This is a genomic window from Planctomycetota bacterium (assembly GCA_039182125.1).
GTDB lineage: Bacteria > Planctomycetota > Phycisphaerae > Tepidisphaerales > Tepidisphaeraceae > JBCDCH01.
The window spans coordinates 14,378-31,556 of sequence record JBCDCH010000049.1; the positions used below are offsets into that span (position 1 = coordinate 14,378).

19 protein-coding genes are annotated in these 17,179 nt (G+C 64.3%); 10 read left to right on the forward strand and 9 right to left on the reverse strand.

Features of this window, described 5'->3' with window-relative positions; translation table 11 throughout:
- Positions 1–12: 12 nt before the first annotated feature.
- A complete protein-coding gene (locus tag AAGD32_12855) occupies positions 13–924 on the reverse strand; it encodes an NAD(P)H-binding protein (protein ID MEM8875132.1) in 912 nt (303 codons plus the stop codon).
- 116 nt (positions 925–1,040) lie between these two features.
- Here AAGD32_12855 and hemC point away from each other — a divergent pair, with 116 nt between their 5' ends.
- The 9 genes from hemC (at position 1,041) to ligA (ending at position 10,560) form a co-directional block, all read left to right on the forward strand.
- Entirely contained in the window at positions 1,041–2,009 is a 969-nt protein-coding gene (gene hemC, locus AAGD32_12860; protein MEM8875133.1) for a hydroxymethylbilane synthase, read from the forward strand.
- A gap of 115 nt (positions 2,010–2,124) precedes the next feature.
- Positions 2,125–3,882, forward strand: a complete 1,758-nt coding sequence (locus tag AAGD32_12865; protein MEM8875134.1) for a response regulator — start codon at positions 2,125–2,127, stop codon at positions 3,880–3,882.
- Positions 3,883–3,886: 4 nt separating this feature from the next.
- The gene (locus AAGD32_12870) at positions 3,887–4,921 is read left to right on the forward strand and encodes an NAD(P)-binding domain-containing protein (protein ID MEM8875135.1); all 1,035 of its coding nucleotides are present in this window, start codon (positions 3,887–3,889) and stop codon (positions 4,919–4,921) included.
- Positions 4,918–5,166: a hypothetical protein gene (locus tag AAGD32_12875; protein MEM8875136.1), complete on the forward strand. Its 249-nt coding sequence runs from the start codon at positions 4,918–4,920 to the stop codon at positions 5,164–5,166. Before AAGD32_12870 ends, AAGD32_12875 begins: the two co-directional genes overlap by 4 nt.
- Before the next feature lie 33 nt (positions 5,167–5,199).
- Positions 5,200–5,991: a D-hexose-6-phosphate mutarotase gene (locus tag AAGD32_12880; protein MEM8875137.1), complete on the forward strand. Its 792-nt coding sequence runs from the start codon at positions 5,200–5,202 to the stop codon at positions 5,989–5,991.
- Positions 5,984–6,679 (forward strand): SDR family oxidoreductase, encoded by a 696-nt coding sequence (locus AAGD32_12885; protein MEM8875138.1) that lies wholly within the window; start codon positions 5,984–5,986, stop codon positions 6,677–6,679. Before AAGD32_12880 ends, AAGD32_12885 begins: the two co-directional genes overlap by 8 nt.
- A 100-nt stretch (positions 6,680–6,779) precedes the next feature.
- Entirely contained in the window at positions 6,780–7,898 is a 1,119-nt protein-coding gene (locus AAGD32_12890; GenBank protein ID MEM8875139.1) for a Gfo/Idh/MocA family oxidoreductase, read from the forward strand.
- A 25-nt stretch (positions 7,899–7,923) separates the two neighbouring features.
- Entirely contained in the window at positions 7,924–8,331 is a 408-nt protein-coding gene (gene ndk / locus AAGD32_12895) for a nucleoside-diphosphate kinase (protein ID MEM8875140.1), read from the forward strand.
- A 114-nt stretch (positions 8,332–8,445) separates the two neighbouring features.
- Positions 8,446–10,560 (forward strand): NAD-dependent DNA ligase LigA, encoded by a 2,115-nt coding sequence (ligA, locus tag AAGD32_12900; protein MEM8875141.1) that lies wholly within the window; start codon positions 8,446–8,448, stop codon positions 10,558–10,560.
- A gap of 18 nt (positions 10,561–10,578) precedes the next feature.
- Here ligA and AAGD32_12905 read toward each other — a convergent pair whose 3' ends face one another.
- The 8 genes from AAGD32_12905 to AAGD32_12940 form a co-directional block, all read right to left on the reverse strand.
- On the reverse strand, positions 10,579–11,607 hold the full coding sequence (locus AAGD32_12905) for a serine hydrolase domain-containing protein (GenBank protein MEM8875142.1): 1,029 nt from the start codon (positions 11,605–11,607) through the stop codon (positions 10,579–10,581).
- 102 nt (positions 11,608–11,709) lie between these two features.
- Complete coding sequence (gene ubiE / locus AAGD32_12910) at positions 11,710–12,453, reverse strand: bifunctional demethylmenaquinone methyltransferase/2-methoxy-6-polyprenyl-1,4-benzoquinol methylase UbiE (GenBank protein ID MEM8875143.1); 744 nt, start codon at positions 12,451–12,453, stop codon at positions 11,710–11,712.
- A 73-nt stretch (positions 12,454–12,526) separates the two neighbouring features.
- Positions 12,527–13,558: a PDZ domain-containing protein gene (locus AAGD32_12915; protein ID MEM8875144.1), complete on the reverse strand. Its 1,032-nt coding sequence runs from the start codon at positions 13,556–13,558 to the stop codon at positions 12,527–12,529.
- A gap of 46 nt (positions 13,559–13,604) precedes the next feature.
- Positions 13,605–14,606, reverse strand: a complete 1,002-nt coding sequence (locus tag AAGD32_12920) for a S1C family serine protease (GenBank protein ID MEM8875145.1) — start codon at positions 14,604–14,606, stop codon at positions 13,605–13,607.
- A 42-nt stretch (positions 14,607–14,648) separates the two neighbouring features.
- Entirely contained in the window at positions 14,649–15,035 is a 387-nt protein-coding gene (locus AAGD32_12925) for a hypothetical protein (GenBank protein MEM8875146.1), read from the reverse strand.
- Between the two features lie 145 nt (positions 15,036–15,180).
- Entirely contained in the window at positions 15,181–15,924 is a 744-nt protein-coding gene (locus AAGD32_12930) for a DUF4397 domain-containing protein (GenBank protein MEM8875147.1), read from the reverse strand.
- Between the two features lie 139 nt (positions 15,925–16,063).
- Positions 16,064–16,240 carry a hypothetical protein gene (locus AAGD32_12935; protein ID MEM8875148.1) on the reverse strand — a complete coding sequence of 59 codons (177 nt, stop codon included), beginning with the start codon at positions 16,238–16,240 and terminating at the stop codon, positions 16,064–16,066.
- Between the two features lie 46 nt (positions 16,241–16,286).
- On the reverse strand, positions 16,287–16,532 hold the full coding sequence (locus tag AAGD32_12940; GenBank protein ID MEM8875149.1) for a hypothetical protein: 246 nt from the start codon (positions 16,530–16,532) through the stop codon (positions 16,287–16,289).
- Positions 16,533–16,613: 81 nt separating this feature from the next.
- Here AAGD32_12940 and AAGD32_12945 point away from each other — a divergent pair.
- Positions 16,614–17,179 (forward strand): hypothetical protein (locus tag AAGD32_12945; GenBank protein ID MEM8875150.1); only part of this gene is annotated, 566 nt, incomplete at its 3' end.

Genomic DNA, 17,179 nt, shown 5'->3' on the forward strand with positions numbered 1-17,179 from the left:
CCATTATCGCGATCAGAGCGTTGGCGCATACGCCTGAAAGCTTGCGGTAAACGGTCGCGGACGAAACCCGAAATCGCTGCAGAGCTCGGTGATGTCCCCGGTGTTGTCCTCCTGGCTCATCTGCACCTGGGCGAGGTTGAACGGGATCCACGACGCCGGCGTGATACGGGCCACGAGCTTGGCATACCACGCCGGCACGGGGATGACACGCTTGGGCTTGCCGAGAATCGCCGCGCTGGCGGTGCGGTGCATCTCGGGCCAGGTCAGCCGTTCGGTGCCGCAGACGTTGTAGATCTTGCCGGCGACCTCGTGCGTCTCGGCGGCGTCGACGAAGACCTTCGCGACGTCGTCGATGAACACCGGGGCGACGCGATACTTGTGCCCGGTACCGATCAGCCCCGCGCCGAAGTACGGCATGAAGAACCACGGTGCGGCGGTCCCTTTCGACCACGCTGCGAGCTGCCGCGTGAACTCACCCTGAGGCCCATGGATGAGCGACGGACGAAAAATCGTCCAACGCAGCGCCTCGGCCTGCTTGCGAATGTACATCTCGGCGGCCCACTTGGTCTTGTGATACTCGCTCACGGCGTCGGCGCGGCTGCCGAGCGCGGACATGTGGACGTACCTCGACACGCCCGCCGCGATCGAGGCGTCCACGATGCGCTGCGTGCCTTCGAGGTGCATCTTCTCGAAGGTCCGGTCGCCGTGCTCTTCGATGATGCCGACAAGGTGAATGACCACGTCGTGCCCGGCAACGGCGTCGGCCAGATCCGCGCCGAACAGTCCGCCTGTGATCGAGGTTACGCCGTCACGTTCGATCTCACTGCGATGGACCAGGGCGGTCACTTCGTGGCCACGCTCGAGTAATTCGTCCAGAGCGGCTGACCCGACGAACCCGCTACCACCGGTGAGGAAGACACGCATGTCGCGACGGTAGTCGTGTCGAACCGCGTTGCGGAGCAACGCAGCTTGGCGAACGCTTCAGATGTGAGCGCAGCCACGTCACTCCGCAACACAGTTTTTGGGCGTACCGTGGTGCGATGCGTTTGCGTCTCGCCACCCGCGCCAGCCGACTTGCCCTTGCGCAGAGCACGCAGGTGGCCGAGCAACTGATGGCGGCACACGACGGGCTTGATGTGGAACTCGTCCACGTCGTAAGCACCGGTGACAAAGTGCAGGACAAGCCGCTCCACGACATCGGCGGCAAGGGCCTGTTCACCAAGGAAGTCGAGCTCGCGTTGCTGGCTGGCGAGGCGGACTTCGCGGTGCACAGCTACAAGGACGTACCGGTGACGATGCCGCTGGTCGATCAGACGGAGTTGGTGGTCGCCGCAGTGCCGAAGCGGGCCGAGCCGTCGGACTGCCTCGTCATCGCGGGCGATGACGATGCGTTCACCCATCGTCTAACCTTCCCGCATGCGGCCAATGCCAACCCGTTGAGGATCGGCACGGGCTCGTTGCGTCGGCGGGCCTTGTTCCGCGATGTGTACCGTGTGCCGCTGGAGATCGTGCCGCTGCGTGGCAACGTCGACACGCGCCTCGGCAAAGTCGCCAGTGGCGAACTCGATGCGGTGCTGCTGGCGAGTGCCGGGCTGAAACGACTCGGAAATTTACACGACTTTGTGGAAGGTCCGGAGTCGTGGCACGTGTCGCACCTGGAACCACGTCGGATGGTGCCGGCCCCGGCCCAAGGAGCGCTCGCCCTGCAGTGCCGTGCGGATCGTGATGACGTGCGTGAACTACTCGCGGCCATCCATCATTCGCTTACTGCCAAGAGCGTCGAGATCGAGCGCGAAGTCGTGCGTCGGCTTGATGGCGACTGCACGAGTCCGATCGGGGCCTACCACGACATGGCCTCGCTGTACGTTGCGGTCGGTGCCGACGGCGGTGAGCGGCCGGTCCACCGTTTCACGGCGCACACCCCTGCGGACGTCGCCCACCTGCTCGACGGCTTATCGGCCGCGCGGACACAGGCAGAAATGACGGCGCTTGCGCAGCAATTCAGTTGACCCCCGCACGGACGATTTTACGATTCACTAAGCACGAGGCGTTTCTGCGGCGGGCCGTTACCGCTCGCAACCGCCTTTCCCAGATCGGACCGCCCACGACGGCGTCGCTCGGCCCATGGCACTGCCGGCACTGCCCACAATCCCAGGCGAAACCAGCGCCGCGCCGACGCGGCAGATACTGGTACTGTCGCCCGAGCAACGCAACGACGGTCCTCCCCGCCACACCAACGACGCGCCGTCCACGCCGGACGCGACCGAACTCCTCGAAGCCGGCTATCGGCTGACCTACGTCCATGACATCGCCGACGTCGTCGAGAAACTCCGCACCGCGGACTTCGCCGGCGTCTATTGCAACACGGCCGACTTCCTACCGCTCGAGCGCGCGCTCGCCGGACAGCAGGCGTCGATGGTGCTCAACACCGTCGGTGAGGGCATCTGCATCGTCGCGCCCGACGGCCGACTGATCTGGCAAAATCAAAAAATGCAGGGCTGGCCCGCGCCGGTGCAGGAGCGCGTGCGGCAGGCGTGTTGCGAAGCGGGCGAGGCGTTCGCCGCCGATCCGGGAGCCGGCACGCGCCGCAACGTACTCAAGCTCAACGAAACCCAGCAGTTTCTCGAGACGGTCATCTCACCCTTGCGATCGAACCACGGGGGGCTGATGCAGATCGTCGCCGTGGTGATGGATGCGACCCAGACACGTCGGCTGCAACAAAAGATCGACGCGATCGACGCCGCCGGCCGGGAACTCGTGAGGCTGGAATCCGACGCGATTCGCAAAATGAACATGGCCGAGCGACTCGAGCTGCTCGAGAAGAACATCGTTCAGTTCACCCACGAGCTACTCCATTTCGATCACTTCGCCATTCGGATCATCGACCGGAAGAACGACAAGCTCGAACTCGTGGTGAGTGAAGGACTGCCCGAGGAAGCGCTCGCGGTCGATCTTTACAAGTCGGATTCGGCAGGTATGACCGGGATCAGTGGCTTCGTCGCCGCGACGGGGCGGTCGTACATGTGTGCCGACGTTGAACGCGATCCGCGTTACGTCGTCGGCCTCGACGGCGCACGCAGTTCGTTGACCGTGCCGCTGCAGTTGCACGACCGGGTGATCGGCATTTTCAACATCGAGTCACGTCAGCCGGGCGCGTTCAGCGAGGACGATCGACAGTTCGCCGAGATCTTCGGCCGGTACGTCGCGATGGCGCTCAACATTCTCGAACTGATGGTGACCGAGCGAGTGGAGACGCGAAACAAAATGGCCGGCGACGTGGCCGGCGAAATCGCGGGGCCGCTCAACGACATCGCGATCGACGTGCAGGAACTCCAGGAATCGCTCATCGGCGACGCGCACCTCTCCGGCAAGCTCGACGCGATCCTCGGCAATGTCGAGAGCGTCCGCAGCAGCCTGCGACAGGCAATGGCCGGGCCGCAGACGATTCTTGGTGCCAAGGATGCCGCACCGCCGGCGGCACCCGACCCGGCCATCAGCCGCAAGCGTATCCTCGTCGTCGACGACGAGCCGGTTATTCGCGAGACCATCGGCGACGTGCTGCGCAAGTACGACGCGACCGTCACCATCGCCGTCGACGGCAACGCCGCGATCGAGCAGATCGAATCCGTCGTCGCCGATGGTGGGACGTACGACTTGGTCGTCTCGGATATCCGCATGCCCGATCGCAGCGGCTACGACGTCTTCGCCTCGGCCCGCAAGCACATGGCCGAGACGCCCGTGATCCTCATGACCGGCTTCGGCTACGACCCGAACCACTGCATCGTCCGTGCATCTCAGGAAGGCCTGCAGGCCGTGCTTTTCAAACCGTTCCGGGTCGACAAGTTGCTCGATGAAGTTCGCCGGGCGCTGACCGTAGAATGAATGTATGCAACGTACCGACGTCGCCATCATCGGTGCCGGCCCGATCGGGATCGAGCTGGCGGTTCGTTTCAAGCGCGAGGGCATCGACTACGTTCAGTTCGACGCGAAGCAGGTCGGCGCGACGATGCAATGGTGGCCGCAGGGCACGCGTTGGTTTAGCTCGAACGATCGCATCGCCATCGCCGGCGTGCCGCTGATCACGCCCGGCCAGGAGAAGGCCACCCGCGAGGAGTACCTCGCCTACCTCCGGCAGATCGTGACGCAGTTCGATCTCGACGTGCGGACCTACGAACCCGTCACCGACATCGACCGGGAAGACGGCGGTTTCGTCGTCACCACCGAACCTGCCGCGGGCACCACGCAGACGTTCGCCAAACGGATCGTCCTTGCCACGGGCGGCACCGATCGGCCGCGTAAGCTTGACATCCCCGGCGCGGACCTCCCGCAAGTGTTGCACTACTACGACGACCCGCACACGTTCTTCCGTCGAAAGGTGCTGATCCTCGGCGGCAAAAACAGCGCGGTAGAAACGGCCCTGCGCTGCCATCACGTCGGCGCGAAAGTCTCACTCGCCCATCGCCAGGATGCGTTGCCCGAGTCGAGCATCAAGTACTGGCTCATGCCGGAGATGAAGGGGTTGCTCAAACGCAACACGATCGAGGGCTACTTCAACGCCGAAGCGGTGAAGATCACGCCGACACACGTCACGCTCAAACGCACCGTCGCGGGAAGCGACGAAACCTTCGACGTCGAGGCCGATTTCGTGCTTGCGATGATCGGGTACGAGCAGGACAACCGCTTGTTCCGCCTGGCCGGCATCGAACTCACCGGTGACGACCAACGGCCTGCGTTCGACGAGGCGACCATGCAGACCAACATCCCCGGCATCTACGTCGCCGGCACCGCGATGGGCGGCACCCAGCAAAAGTACCGCGTGTTCCTGGAAAACTGCCACGTCCACATCGACAAGATCACTGCGGCTCTCAAGGGCGAGACGTCCGACGCCGAGTACGTACCCACGGAGATCCCCGAGTCGTGATCGGCAACAACGGCAACTCCAACGCGATGCCCGGGCTCGAATGGATCGAGCACGACGCCGACTTCGTGCAAAGCGTTCATCGCGTCCTCGCCTTCACCGGCTGGTCCGCGACGGACGTCCTGTGCAACCCGCTGGCCCGGAACGAAGTGCGTCACTACCTGCGCGTCACCCGCCTGATCGAACGCCGTGACGAGATCCGCGAACTCGAAGCGCAATGGAACCCGCTGGGCCGAATGAGCGATTGACGTCGGAGTCAAAGCCGTGGTAAGCATCGCAACATGGAACGGCTCGACCTGAAAACCATCAGTGCTTACCTCAACGGCGCACATCTCACCCGCTGGCATCCGCCCGGTCACGAGCCGGTGATCTTTGTTTCCGAGAAGGCGATCCTCGATCCAGGCAAGGCGATCCGCGGGGGCATCCCGATCTGCTTCCCGTGGTTTGGTGGGGCGGGCAAGCCCAGCCACGGCTTCGCACGCATCACCCAGTGGCTCACCGATGACGTCGGCGATGATCACGTCAAGTTCAAGCTCGCCGCGACCGAAGCGACCCGCGACGTTTGGCCGCACGACTTCGAAGCCGGCATGGAACTTTCCGGCGGTGACGCGCTCGACGCGACCTTCACCGTCCGCAACACCGGGAACGTCGCCTACGACATCGAACTTGCCCTACACACTTACTTCACCGTCGCCGACGTCCGCAACGTCACGCTCACCGGCTTTGCCGACTGCGACTACATCGACCAACTCGCCGACAACGCCGTCGTGACGCAGCAAGGCGAGCAGACCATCGATGGCGAGGTCGATCGTATCTACCAGAACCACACTGATGATGTCACCATCACCGACCCCGGCATGTCCCGCCGCATCACCGTGAAGAAGACCGGCAGCAAGTCGACGGTCCTCTGGAACCCGCACGTCGAAAAGGCCAAGCGGCTCGCGGACTTCGGCGACGACGAATGGCCACGCATGCTCTGCGTCGAGACGGCCAACATCGGCGACCACGCGGTCACGCTCCAACCCGGCTACTCACACGAAACCACGCTGCGAATCGAGGTCGAGCATGTCTGATCAGCCCGTTGCCATCGTGACCGGCGCGGGCCGGGGGATCGGCCGGGCGACCGCGTCGGAGCTGTCGGACCGAGGCTTTGCCGTCGTGATCTGTGCGCGAACGCGTGCCGACCTGGAAGAAACCGCCGAGCACTGCGCCGGTGACGTGCTGGTGGTGCCGACGGACGTGCGTGACACCTTGGCTATCGACGCCGCGGTGGACGCGGCGGTCGAAGGCTTCGGCCGGCTCGATGCCGTCGTGAACAACGCCGGCTTCGCGCCGATGCGTTCGGTCGTCGACACCGACGACGACGTGCTCGCCGCGACGCTGGACATCAACGTCGCAGCGGCGTTCCGTTTCGCGCGTTCCGCCTGGCGACATCTGGGCAAGCAGGGCGGGGCGATCGTCAACGTCTCCAGCCAGGCCGCCCGCGATCCGCTGGTTCCCTTCGCCGCCTACGCCGCCGCGAAGTCGGCCGTCAACGGGATGACGCTCGCCCTTGCCCGCGAGGGTGAGCCGCTCGGCATCCGTTGTCACGCCGTCGCGCCCGGCGCGGTCGAGACGGCCATGCTCCGCGAGATCATCGATGAGACCGTCGTCCCATACGACGCGACGCTCGAACCCGAGGCCGTCGCGATGGTCATCGCCGACTGCATCGATGGCCCGCTGATCCACACCAACGGCGAGTGCATCTACATGAAAAAATAGCCGCGGGGCTTATCCCCCGCGTCGCCGCAGCGCGCGGGGCAGGCCCTACGGCTACGGATTGTGCGCCGACATGATGTGGCCGTCGCATTACGTTTCTCGCATGCCGACACGACGTACGTTCCTCGCCGCGACCGCCGCCGCCACTGCGGGTGGTCTCCTCCTGAAACACGCCCACGCCCAGCCGGTCCCCGATGACGAGAAGGTCGGCTTCGCGATCGCCGGCCTCGGCGGCTACGCGCTCAACCAGATTCTGCCCAACATCGCCAACACGCGCCTGTGCAAGGTCACCGCACTCGTCACCGGCGACCCCGACACCAAGGGCCGACGCGTTGCCGAGCAGTACGGCGTTCCGCGCGAGAACGTCGTCACCTACGACACCATCGACCAACTCCGCGACCGCGCCGGCGTCGACGTGCTCTACGTCATCACGCCCACCGGCCTGCACATGCAGCACACGCTCGCCGGCTTCGACGCGGGGCTACATGTGCTCTGCGAGAAACCGATGGCGACCGACGTCGCGCAATGCGACCGCATGATCGCGGCGGCCGAGGCGGCGGGGCGTTGGCTGATGATCGGCTACCGCGTGCACTACGAGCCGCACAATCTGCGGGCGATGGAGCTCGCCGCCAATGGCCACGTCGGTCCGTTGCGCCACTTCACCGGCGACATCAGCTACAACCGTCGCAGCGATGGCAGCACCTGGCGCGAGGACTACGAACTCGCCGGTCGCGGCGGCCCGTTGATGGACCTGGGCGTCTACATGGTCAACGCCGCCCGCTACATCACCGCCGCCGAGCCGACGAGGGTTGCCGCGTACACGCATCGTCCCGAAGGCGATCCGCGCTTCCCGCCGGGCATCGAGGCGCGTTGCACCTGGCAGCTGGAGTTCCCTGGCAACGTCACCGCGTCGTCGAGCACGGCCTACGACATGACCAACACCAACCACTTCCGCGTGATCGGCCGCGACGGCTGGTTCGCGATGGAGCCGGCGACCGGCTACGGCGGGCATCGCCTCCTCGCCGAAACGCGCGGCCGCGACCGTGGCCCGGCCGACGACATCCCCGCCGGCAACCAGTTCGCCGCCCAGCTCGACCACTTCGCCCAGTGCATCAAGGAGAATCGCAAGCCCGACACGCCCGGCGAGGAAGGTCGGGCGGACGTAAAGGTGATGCGTCGCATCTACGAAGCCGCCGAGGCGGGCGAGTGGTTGGATGTCTGACCGCTCCGCCCTAATGTGACAGCCCATGGCCCACCAAAAGACCCTGATACTGTGCAAGCCCGACGCCGTCAAGCGCCGCCTCGTCGGCGAGATCGTCGGCCGATTCGAGAAGAAAGGCTTCACCGTCGAGCAGATGAAGCTCATGACCCTCGACCGCGAGACCGCCGCTAATCACTACGCCGAGCACGACGGCAAGCCGTTCTTCGACAGTCTGCTCGACTTCATCACCAGCGGCCCGATCGTCGCCATGTGCATCGCCGGCGACGACGCGATCAGTGTCTGCCGACTGATGATGGGCGCGACCAAGTTCACCGAAGCCGCCCCCGGCACCATCCGCGGCGACTACGCCCACAGCTTCACCGAGAACCTCGTCCACGGCAGCGACAGCGAAGCGTCGGCCGAGCGGGAGCTGAAGCTGTTCTTCGGCGGCTGAACATCAATCAACCCATCCGTCATCCTGAGCGAAGTCGAAGGATATCTTCGTGTGCGTTGGCCGGTGGGTCGTCGTAACCGAAGAGATCCTTCGACTGCGCTCAGGATGACCATGATGGGAACCGTTGCTGAAAAGATCGCCAAACTCCGCGAGGAACTGCATCGCCACAATCGCCTGTACTACGTCGAGGCCGCGCCGGAGATTTCGGATGCGGACTTCGACGTGTTGCAGCGCGAGTTGACCGAGCTCGAGGAGCAGCACCCCGACCTCGCCGATCCGAACAGCCCGACCCAGCGTGTCGGCGGCGAGCCGATCGAGGGGTTCGAGACGGTCGAGCACGCGGTGCCGATGATGAGCATCGACAACACGTACTCCGAGGAGGAGCTGCGTGAGTGGGCGACGCGGATGGAGAAGCAGGCGGACGGGTTGACGTATGTGTGCGAGCCGAAGATCGACGGCGTTGCCGCGACGCTGCGATACGAGAAGGGCGAGCTGGTCTTGGGCGCAACGCGCGGCGACGGCAAACGTGGCGACGACATCACGCACAACGTCCGCGCGATCAACGCCATCCCATTGAAGCTCCACGGCGACAACCCGCCGGCCGTGCTCGAAGTGCGCGGCGAGATCTTCATGCCTGACGCCGATTTCGAACGGATCAACGCCGAGCGGGAGAAGGCGGAGGAAGACCTTTTCGCCAACCCACGCAACGCGACCGCGGGCACGCTCAAACAGCTCGACCCTAAGATCGTTGCCGCCCGTCGACTGCGGTTCTACGTGCATGGCCTCGGCGTTGTCGAGGGCGTCGATGTCGAGAAGTACAGCGACTGGTTTGACCTGTTCCGCACGCACGGCATTCCACAACCCGAGGGTGTCGCGACTTACGCCGACATCGACGGCGTCGTGGAACACATTCGCACTTTCGAGTCCAAGCGCACCAAGCTCGGCTACCAGACCGATGGCGTCGTCGTCAAGGTCGAAAACCTCGCGGACCGCCAAACACTCGGCTATCGCACCAAGTCGCCACGCTGGGCCATCGCGTACAAGTACCCCGCCGAGCAGGCCGTCACGACGCTCAACGACGTCACTTGGCAGGTCGGCAAGCAAGGCACCGTCACACCCGTGGCCGAGCTGGAGCCGACCTTCCTCGCGGGGACGACGGTCAAACGCGCGACGCTGCACAACCGCGACAACCTCGAAAAGCTCGGCGTCAAGATCGGCGACCGCGTCACCATCGAAAAGGCCGGCGAGATCATCCCGCAGGTCGTCGAGGTTGTTGAGGACAAGGGCAAGGCGAAGATCGCACTGCCGACCCAGTGTCCGGAGTGTGCGTCCGAGCTCGTGCTCGAATCGGTGAAGGACGAGCACGTCGCGTTCCGTTGCCGCAACGTCGAGTGCGAGGACTACTTCAAACGCCGGCAGCGCAAGAGCGTTCCCGACAAGTGTCCGACCTGCGAGCAGGACACGCTCGAAGAGCTGAGCGACGGCGGCATCGATCTGCTGTGCATGAACCCCGCGTGTCGGAAGCAGCTGAAGGAACGCCTCAAGTGGTTCTGCGGCCGAACGCAGATGGACGTCGACGGCCTCGGCGACAAGCTCATCGATGCGCTCGTCGAAGCGGGCAAGGTGACGACGTTCGCCGACATCTACAAACTCACGTCCGACGACCTGGTCGACCTCGAACGCATGGGTGAGAAGAAGGCGGCCAATGTTCTGAAGGGGATCGAGGCGAGCCGGGAGCGGGGTTTGGACAAGCTCATTCCGGGCCTGGGCATTCGCAACGTCGGCCGAAGTGCCGGGCGCGATCTGGCCGCGACGTTCGGCTCACTCGATGCACTCAAGGCGGCGAGCCGCGACGACCTGGCCGCCGTCGAAGGCATCGGTCCGATCATCGCCGACAGCCTCAAGAGCTTCCTCGAATCCGACGCCGGCGGGGCTGCGGTGCAGGCGCTGCAAGACGTCGGCATCGACCCGAAGACCGAAGTGAAAGAAGTCGGCGACCAACCGCTCGCGGGCAAATCCATCGTCGTCACCGGCACCCTTGAACACTTCACCCGCGAGAGCATTCAGGACCGCATCCGCACCCTTGGCGGCAAGGCGTCCTCCTCCGTCAGCAAGAACACCACCTTCCTCATCGCCGGCGAAAAGGCGGGGAGCAAGCGAAAGAAGGCCGAAGATCTCGGCGTCGAGATCGTGAGCGAAAGCGAGTTTCTCGCTGAGTTCGGCAGCTGAGTTGCCGCTGCTTTCGGCCTATTCGATCAGCTCGATTTCGCGCAATGCGAGGACGATCGCCTCGTTGACGGCTTCGGGTGCAAACGCGTTGCTGCACGCGACGATTGCGATGTCCTTCTCGGGTGCGATCCACATCGTCGCGTACCACAAGGTGTTCGATCCATCGTGCGTGAACACAGTTCCGCCACCCCACGGGCGTTTTGCAACGACCAGGCCCGGCGCGTAATCGTCGAGCTTGGCCTTGTGCAGAACCGCCCAGTCTTCATCGGCGATCTTGAGTCTCTCCGCGACCGAATCACGCAGATGCACCGCAGCCATGATCGCGAAGTCGCGGGCGGACATGTGCACGGTCCCGGCCGGCGCGAGGATCGGCCGGTTGTCAGAGTTGGGGGACGCGGGATCGATTGATTCATCGCCCAAATGACCACGCGGATGGCCTTCGGGCGGAGCGCCGAAGCCGAAGGTCTTAACGCCGAGCGGCTCAAAGACACGCGAGTTGATCGCTTGCTCCCAGCTGCGCTCGGTGACCTGCTCGACCATCATTCCGGCGATGATGTAACCGGCATTGCTGTAACGGAATGCTTCGCCCGGCGGGGTTGCCGCATCGCCGCCGGTGTGCTTTAGCCAGATCCGTCGCTGGCGTCGAAGCTCGTCCTTGGATGGTGGCCCGACGATGAGCATGTGGTCGAGCACTGGCGCCGTCCCGGCCGTGTGGGTGAGCAGCTGCAACAGCGTCGCTTCACCAAGCGGCTTTTCGGCCAGATCATCGAGAACATCGCCTGCTCTCGTATCCCAGTCCAGCAAGCCGTCACGGACGCAGGTCGCCGCGAGCAGGGCGGTTATCGACTTGGTGCATGAGCCGACGTGCCAGCGTGAGTCTGCGTCTACCGGTTCGCCGCCTTCGAACGTGATGCCGGCGTGGCTTTGAAGCTGAACTTCACCCGCCCCATTGACCGCAACGACCGCCAACGCTGGCACGTCGTGAGCCTTGATGGTCGGCGCAAGGTCGAGCGCGAAAACCGTTGCGAGCAGTAGCGTTGCGAGCATCCACGCATCATCCCACAACCGCGTCGCGGAGCAACGCAGCTTTGGAGGTTTTGCACTGCTAGGGTCCCAACTGCGTTGCTCCGCAAAGCGCTTGCACTCGGCTTATGCCACGTCGGCGACGTAAATGTACGCGATGCCGAAGGTGAGCTTGTGCGGCTGCACGTTCCTGAACCCGGCCGCCTCGATCTTCCCGATCATCTGTTGCGGCGTGAGGAACGTCTCGACGCTGGCCGAGAGGTAGCGGTAGGCCCCGGTCTTGTCGCCGCTAATGAGCGTCGCGGTGCGGGTCATGATCTGGTTGAAGTAGAAGTTGTATGCCTTGCGGATGACCGCGTTGGTCGGTTTGGAAAACTCCAGCACGACGACGCGGCCGCCGGGGCGGAGTACGCGGCGGAACTCACGCAGTGCTTTGTCTGGATCGGCGACGTTGCGAATGCCGAAGGCGATGGAGACGACGTCCGCCGACACGTCTGGGAGTGGCAGGGCTTGGGCGTCGCCGGTGTTGTAGAGGATGGGGTCACTCGACTTCGCCGGGGCCGGCTTGACCATCTCGTGTGTGTAGTCGATGCCGATGACCTGTCCGGGCTTGATCGGGCGAAGCGCCTTGGCGTACGCCAGAGTCAGATCTCCGGTGCCGCACGCGACGTCGACGACGACATCGTCCGGCTTCAGCCGACTCAGCTTCACCGCCTTGCGGCGCCACGCCTGGTCGGTCCACATCGAGTGCAGGTGGTTGTTGCGGTCGTAGCTGGGCGCGATCGCGGCGAACATATCGCGAACGCGGTGTTGCTTGTCGGCGACGGCGTGCGGGTCCGCGAGCTTGTCCTTGTCCCAAATCTCGGTCACGCGGGAAGGATAGCGCCGCGATCGAAGGTTTGTTTCAACAGCCGCGTTGCTCGGCAACGCTTCTCAACGATCTTCACGGCATCGGACCTTCGTCGTCCTGTGGCGTTGCGTCCGCATCGGGACGGTACCTACCCGCGAGTAGGTCCGGCACCGTCGCATTGATCACCGATGCCGGCAGCGCGTACGTCTCGACCCGACCGGCCCGTGCGATGTTCAGGCCGACGACCTCGCCGTCGAGCGTGAAGATCGGTCCGCCCATCTCGCTGGGCGTGAGCACCGTGTCGTGCTGCAAGACCGAGACGAACCCCGCGGCCCGGCTGGAGAAAAACGAGCCGAACTGGTTCTGCACGATGGCGCGGTTCGAGCCGCGCGGGCGTGAGCCGAGAACGGCATCGAGCAAGACCACGCGGTCGTCGCGCATGGCCGTGATCTCGATGCGATCGCCGGCGTCGCGGGACATCAGCAGGCCCAGCAGGTTGCCCCGGTTGCGGATCGGCTGCCCATCGACCGCCGTGATGCGATCGCCGACCATGACCTCGGCACGCTCGGCCGCGGAGAAGGGCGTGACCTGCCGAACGATGACGCCGCTCGAATCCGGCATGGTCTCCATCGTGATCCCGAGAAACGCCGAGGTGTGGGGAACGCGCATCGGCGGGGTGGCGAGCACGCCGAAGTTCGCACGCTGCGGGTCCGGACCGGTGCTCACGAGAAACTCACCGACCAAGACAGTGTCTTCGTTGACGAACCGTGCCGGCTGCCAGTCGCCATCGGGCAATGCATCCTCGACGCGGAGCAGGGCGAGGTCGTGTTGCGGGGCGATGCCGACGATCATGACCGAGTGCTCGCCAACGCCGGTGTAGGTCGCTGTCGCCGGGTTGAGCATTTCGCTGGCCTTGGTCAGGATCGCGCCGCTGTCGTCGACGATCGTGCCGAGCGCGAGTTGCTGTCCATCGGCGTTGAAGATCCGTACGACCGACGGAGCAATGCTATTGGCGACTTCGCTGAATCCCGCAAGGATGTCGGGGTTCTGCTTGCTGTTGTTGAACAACTGCCGCCGGAACTCGCCGCGCCGTTGCGCGTCGGCCACCGGGGAAAGCGCGAACAAGACGGCAGCGATTCCCAGCAAAGGGAGTAGCGATCGGGTGAGCGATTTACCAGCCACGCCGCACCTCCTCGCGACTCCCGACCGTCAGCTTAAACACCAAGACTTGCGAGAGCCCCGGACGTTGCACTTCGACGTCAACGACATCGCCCGGTCGAGTCCGCCTGACCGCGACCATGAGATCGTCGAACGTCGCCGTTGGTGTGCCGTTGAAGCGGACGATGGTGTCGTTGGGACGAATACCGGCACGATCAGCGGGACTGCGTCGTGCGACTTCCTGCACAAGAGCCGCCCCGTTGGCGGCGTTGGTCGAAACGCCGATGATCGGTTGGACGGGTTCGGTGAACGACTCGCCCAGCCATTGCGACACGAACACGTCGATCGGTACATGCTTGTTGTCCGACGCGGCCTCGCCGATGCGTGAGTGAATGCCGATGACACTGCCTTCGAGATCGAAGAGCGGCCCGCCCGAATCACCGCCGACGAGGGTGTTGTCCGAGATGACAACGAAGTCGCCGTTGAAAAGCACGCGGCCCAGACGAATGACAGGCGGTCGGTCGGCGCGATAGCCGCCGGGATGACCCGCCGCGATGCACCAGTCGCCGGTGTCGACCTCGTTGCTCCGTCCGACCGGCGCATACGGGAAACCGCCGACGGGTTGGCGGGCGGTGATCTTGACTAAGGCGCTGTCGTTGCCGCGGATGGGTTGGCGGTCGATGAGCCGGGCGGGCAGCTCGGTGCCGTCACGAAGGATCACGGTCAATCGTCGGTCGCGATCGGCACCGGCGACGACGTGGGACGCTGTGAGGACGAACCCGTCAGGACTGACGATGACGCCGCTGCCTTGTCCGAAGCCGGCACGGATGCCCACGACGGCGGGGAGCACTTTCGCCGTGGTGGCGGTGACGGTCTGCTGGAGATCGCGAAGTTCGTCAACGGACGTCTCGGCCGTCGACGGTTTCGGGTCGACCGGTACTTGTCCCGGGGCGGCCGAAAGGAAGACAAGCGCCAATCCGCCCAAGCCCAACATCGCCGACCGTCGCCAACTCATACGCGTAACTCCGTGGAAAAGACTGCGATTCGTTAGTCCAGGTTATACGACATTCTCGGACGTGCGTTCAGTTTTGGCCGACCCCGTGTCGGCCGAGGTTGTTTGCATGTCGGGGTCATCGTCGATTCGGCGGTGTTTGAAGTGGTTCGACCACCACGCCGTCGTGGCAACCAATGCCAAGCAAATCGCGCACCCGCCCGCCCAGAGCAACCGAAACGCCCAACCGTCGGCAAGCAGAACGCCAAAGAATGTGCAAAACACACCAACTGTGGCGCCGGTTGCGACGGCCAGCAACGCGAGATCGACCCATCGCGGCGCAATGCCGACGACGCTGATCCAGCGGACCGTGCGATAGCTCAGCGGGCTATTCGCCGTCGGCGGGTCGATCGGTTCGACATGCACGGGTTCGGCGACCACGAACGAGAGCATGCGCCGATCCCCGTCGTGTTTCGAGTCGCCGAAGTGCGTCCCGTGTCCGGGATTCTGTTCTTAAGTTGGACGACTACTGCATCAACAAAGGGACGGCGTCACGCTCGGGGCGGACGCCGTCCTGATGGGGAAGAGGGTCTTTTGTTCAGCGTCGGCGACGCAGGAGCAAGCCACCAAGTGCTAGCGCACTGAGCGATGCCGGCTCGGGGATCGCGGCGTCGACGCTGACGAGTGCCGCGAGCGGGGTGTCGGTGTCCCCCACGAGGCCGATGGCGTAGATCGTGTACACCTTGCCGGCCTCGACGGTCACGCCGGGAACGTCGAGGACGGAGCCGGCGGCCGGGTTGGCGTCAAGGAGAACTTCAAGGTCGTAGCTGCCTCCCGGAACGGTGACGTAGCCGCCCGAGGTGAACTGATCGACCGCGTCGAAGAGCGGATCGGTCGAGCCGGCGACAAAGATATCGACCGTGGGGGCGTTGCTCGATGCGTGGACGAAACGGACGCGGGCGTTGTTCGGGTCGATGTGGTTGTCATCGATGAGCGGCAGCGGTTGCAGGGCCGGCGTCCCGCCGAGCAGACCGACCGCCGCGATGGTGTAATCCGTATCCGCGTCGATCGGGAAGTTGTCGACGTCGATGCCGACCACGGAGTTGTCGGAGTCGAGTACGACGTCGATGTCGTAGTTGCCGGTCGGTACCGGGAGGTAATCGGTGACGCTTGGGTAACTCGCGGCGTCGAAGAGCAGCCCCTTGTCACCGCCTGTCAGGCCGGCGAGTACATCGACGGTGGGAGTGTTGGGTGAAAGGTGGGCGACGCGAACGTCGGCGGTGGCGATAGTGGCGGTGCCGGCGATGGCAGCGGCGGCAAACAGGGCGTTTCGGCGAAGCATGTGGATTCTCTCCTTGAGGTTCACGGACAATGATCCGGCCCGCAATACGTTGATGCAGGCCGTTGCCGTGAAGAGTCGTCGGCCATTGTGAGGCCTGACGGTCTTGCCCAAGAATTTTTCGAACCCGACGCGAACGCGGTCACCGCAGGTAAAACCACCACACCGCAACGCCCGCACCGATCAGGAGGGCGACAAGGAAAAGCGGCAGCTTTGATTTCTTCCGCTTGGCCCGCGTCGCGCCGGCTCGGCCGTAGTCCATGTCGCGAACACCTTCGACGGTTCGGTCACGTTCACGCGGCGGTTGTTGGTAAGCCATCGCGAAAGTGTAGCCGAATCGCTCGTTTTGCCGGAGGCGGTGAGCCTTACGCCTTCACGTCGACATGCGGAATCTCGTCTTCCTCGACGGGTGAGTCCTGTCCGTGGGTGACGGTATCCAGTGCCGCTTCGGACGCCTCGGCGGCGTCGACGGCCTTGTGCTCGATCGTCTTCTTGACCTTCGCCTCGGCCTCGGCCTGCTCGGCGCGCAGGCGATTCTGCCGTTCGGCTTGGCGCTTTTGCACCACACCGCTCTGCAGAATCCCATGGACGGCCGGGTCGATCGGGGTCATCTCACTTACGAATATCGGCACTCCCCGCCTTTTCCCGAGAATTTCCACAATTCCGGTAATGTCGCCTACCTTGCCGGCGGCATGGCCCTTTACGAGATGCAGTCGGATAAGTTGGTCGAGATCGACGAAGTCAGCTTCACCGAGCAAGGCATCCGCGAGCGCGGCGATCTGCAGCGATTGCTCAAGGAGCAGATCGACGCACTGGATCCCGACCTGCTCGTGCTCGCCGAGGAGTTCGGGCAGTTTGAAGAGTCCAAACGCCGGATCGACCTGCTCTGCGTCGACCGCAATGCGGACCTTGTCGTAGTCGAACTCAAGCGTGACAACGACGCCCACATGGACCTCCAAGCAGTGCGCTATGCGGCGATGGTCAGCACGATGACCTTCGCGCAGGCGGAACTCGAACTCCAACGCTCGGGAGATCAGGAGGCCCGGCAAACGTTGCTCGATCACTTCGGCTGGGACGAGCCGAGAGAGGACGAGTTCGCCCAGCGCGTCCGCATCCTCCTCGCCGCCGCGGACTTCGGGAAAGGACTGACGACGGCGGTGCTGTGGCTCAACGATCAGGGCTTGGACATCACCTGCTTGCGGCTGCGGCCACACCGACTGGACGAACGGGCGTTGCTCAACATCGAGCAGGTGATTCC

Coding starts and splice junctions, on each gene's coding strand:
- AAGD32_12855 (MEM8875132.1), bottom strand. CDS start 924: ATGCGTGTCTTCCTCACCGGTGGTAGCGGGTTCGTCGGGTCAGCCGCT.
- hemC (MEM8875133.1), top strand. CDS start 1,041: ATGCGTTTGCGTCTCGCCACCCGCGCCAGCCGACTTGCCCTTGCGCAG.
- AAGD32_12865 (MEM8875134.1), top strand. CDS start 2,125: ATGGCACTGCCGGCACTGCCCACAATCCCAGGCGAAACCAGCGCCGCG.
- AAGD32_12870 (MEM8875135.1), top strand. CDS start 3,887: ATGCAACGTACCGACGTCGCCATCATCGGTGCCGGCCCGATCGGGATC.
- AAGD32_12880 (MEM8875137.1), top strand. CDS start 5,200: ATGGAACGGCTCGACCTGAAAACCATCAGTGCTTACCTCAACGGCGCA.
- AAGD32_12885 (MEM8875138.1), top strand. CDS start 5,984: ATGTCTGATCAGCCCGTTGCCATCGTGACCGGCGCGGGCCGGGGGATC.
- AAGD32_12890 (MEM8875139.1), top strand. CDS start 6,780: ATGCCGACACGACGTACGTTCCTCGCCGCGACCGCCGCCGCCACTGCG.
- ndk (MEM8875140.1), top strand. CDS start 7,924: ATGGCCCACCAAAAGACCCTGATACTGTGCAAGCCCGACGCCGTCAAG.
- ligA (MEM8875141.1), top strand. CDS start 8,446: ATGGGAACCGTTGCTGAAAAGATCGCCAAACTCCGCGAGGAACTGCAT.
- AAGD32_12905 (MEM8875142.1), bottom strand. CDS start 11,607: ATGCTCGCAACGCTACTGCTCGCAACGGTTTTCGCGCTCGACCTTGCG.
- AAGD32_12920 (MEM8875145.1), bottom strand. CDS start 14,606: ATGAGTTGGCGACGGTCGGCGATGTTGGGCTTGGGCGGATTGGCGCTT.
- AAGD32_12925 (MEM8875146.1), bottom strand. CDS start 15,035: ATGCTCTCGTTCGTGGTCGCCGAACCCGTGCATGTCGAACCGATCGAC.
- AAGD32_12930 (MEM8875147.1), bottom strand. CDS start 15,924: ATGCTTCGCCGAAACGCCCTGTTTGCCGCCGCTGCCATCGCCGGCACC.
- AAGD32_12935 (MEM8875148.1), bottom strand. CDS start 16,240: ATGGCTTACCAACAACCGCCGCGTGAACGTGACCGAACCGTCGAAGGT.
- AAGD32_12940 (MEM8875149.1), bottom strand. CDS start 16,532: ATGACCCCGATCGACCCGGCCGTCCATGGGATTCTGCAGAGCGGTGTG.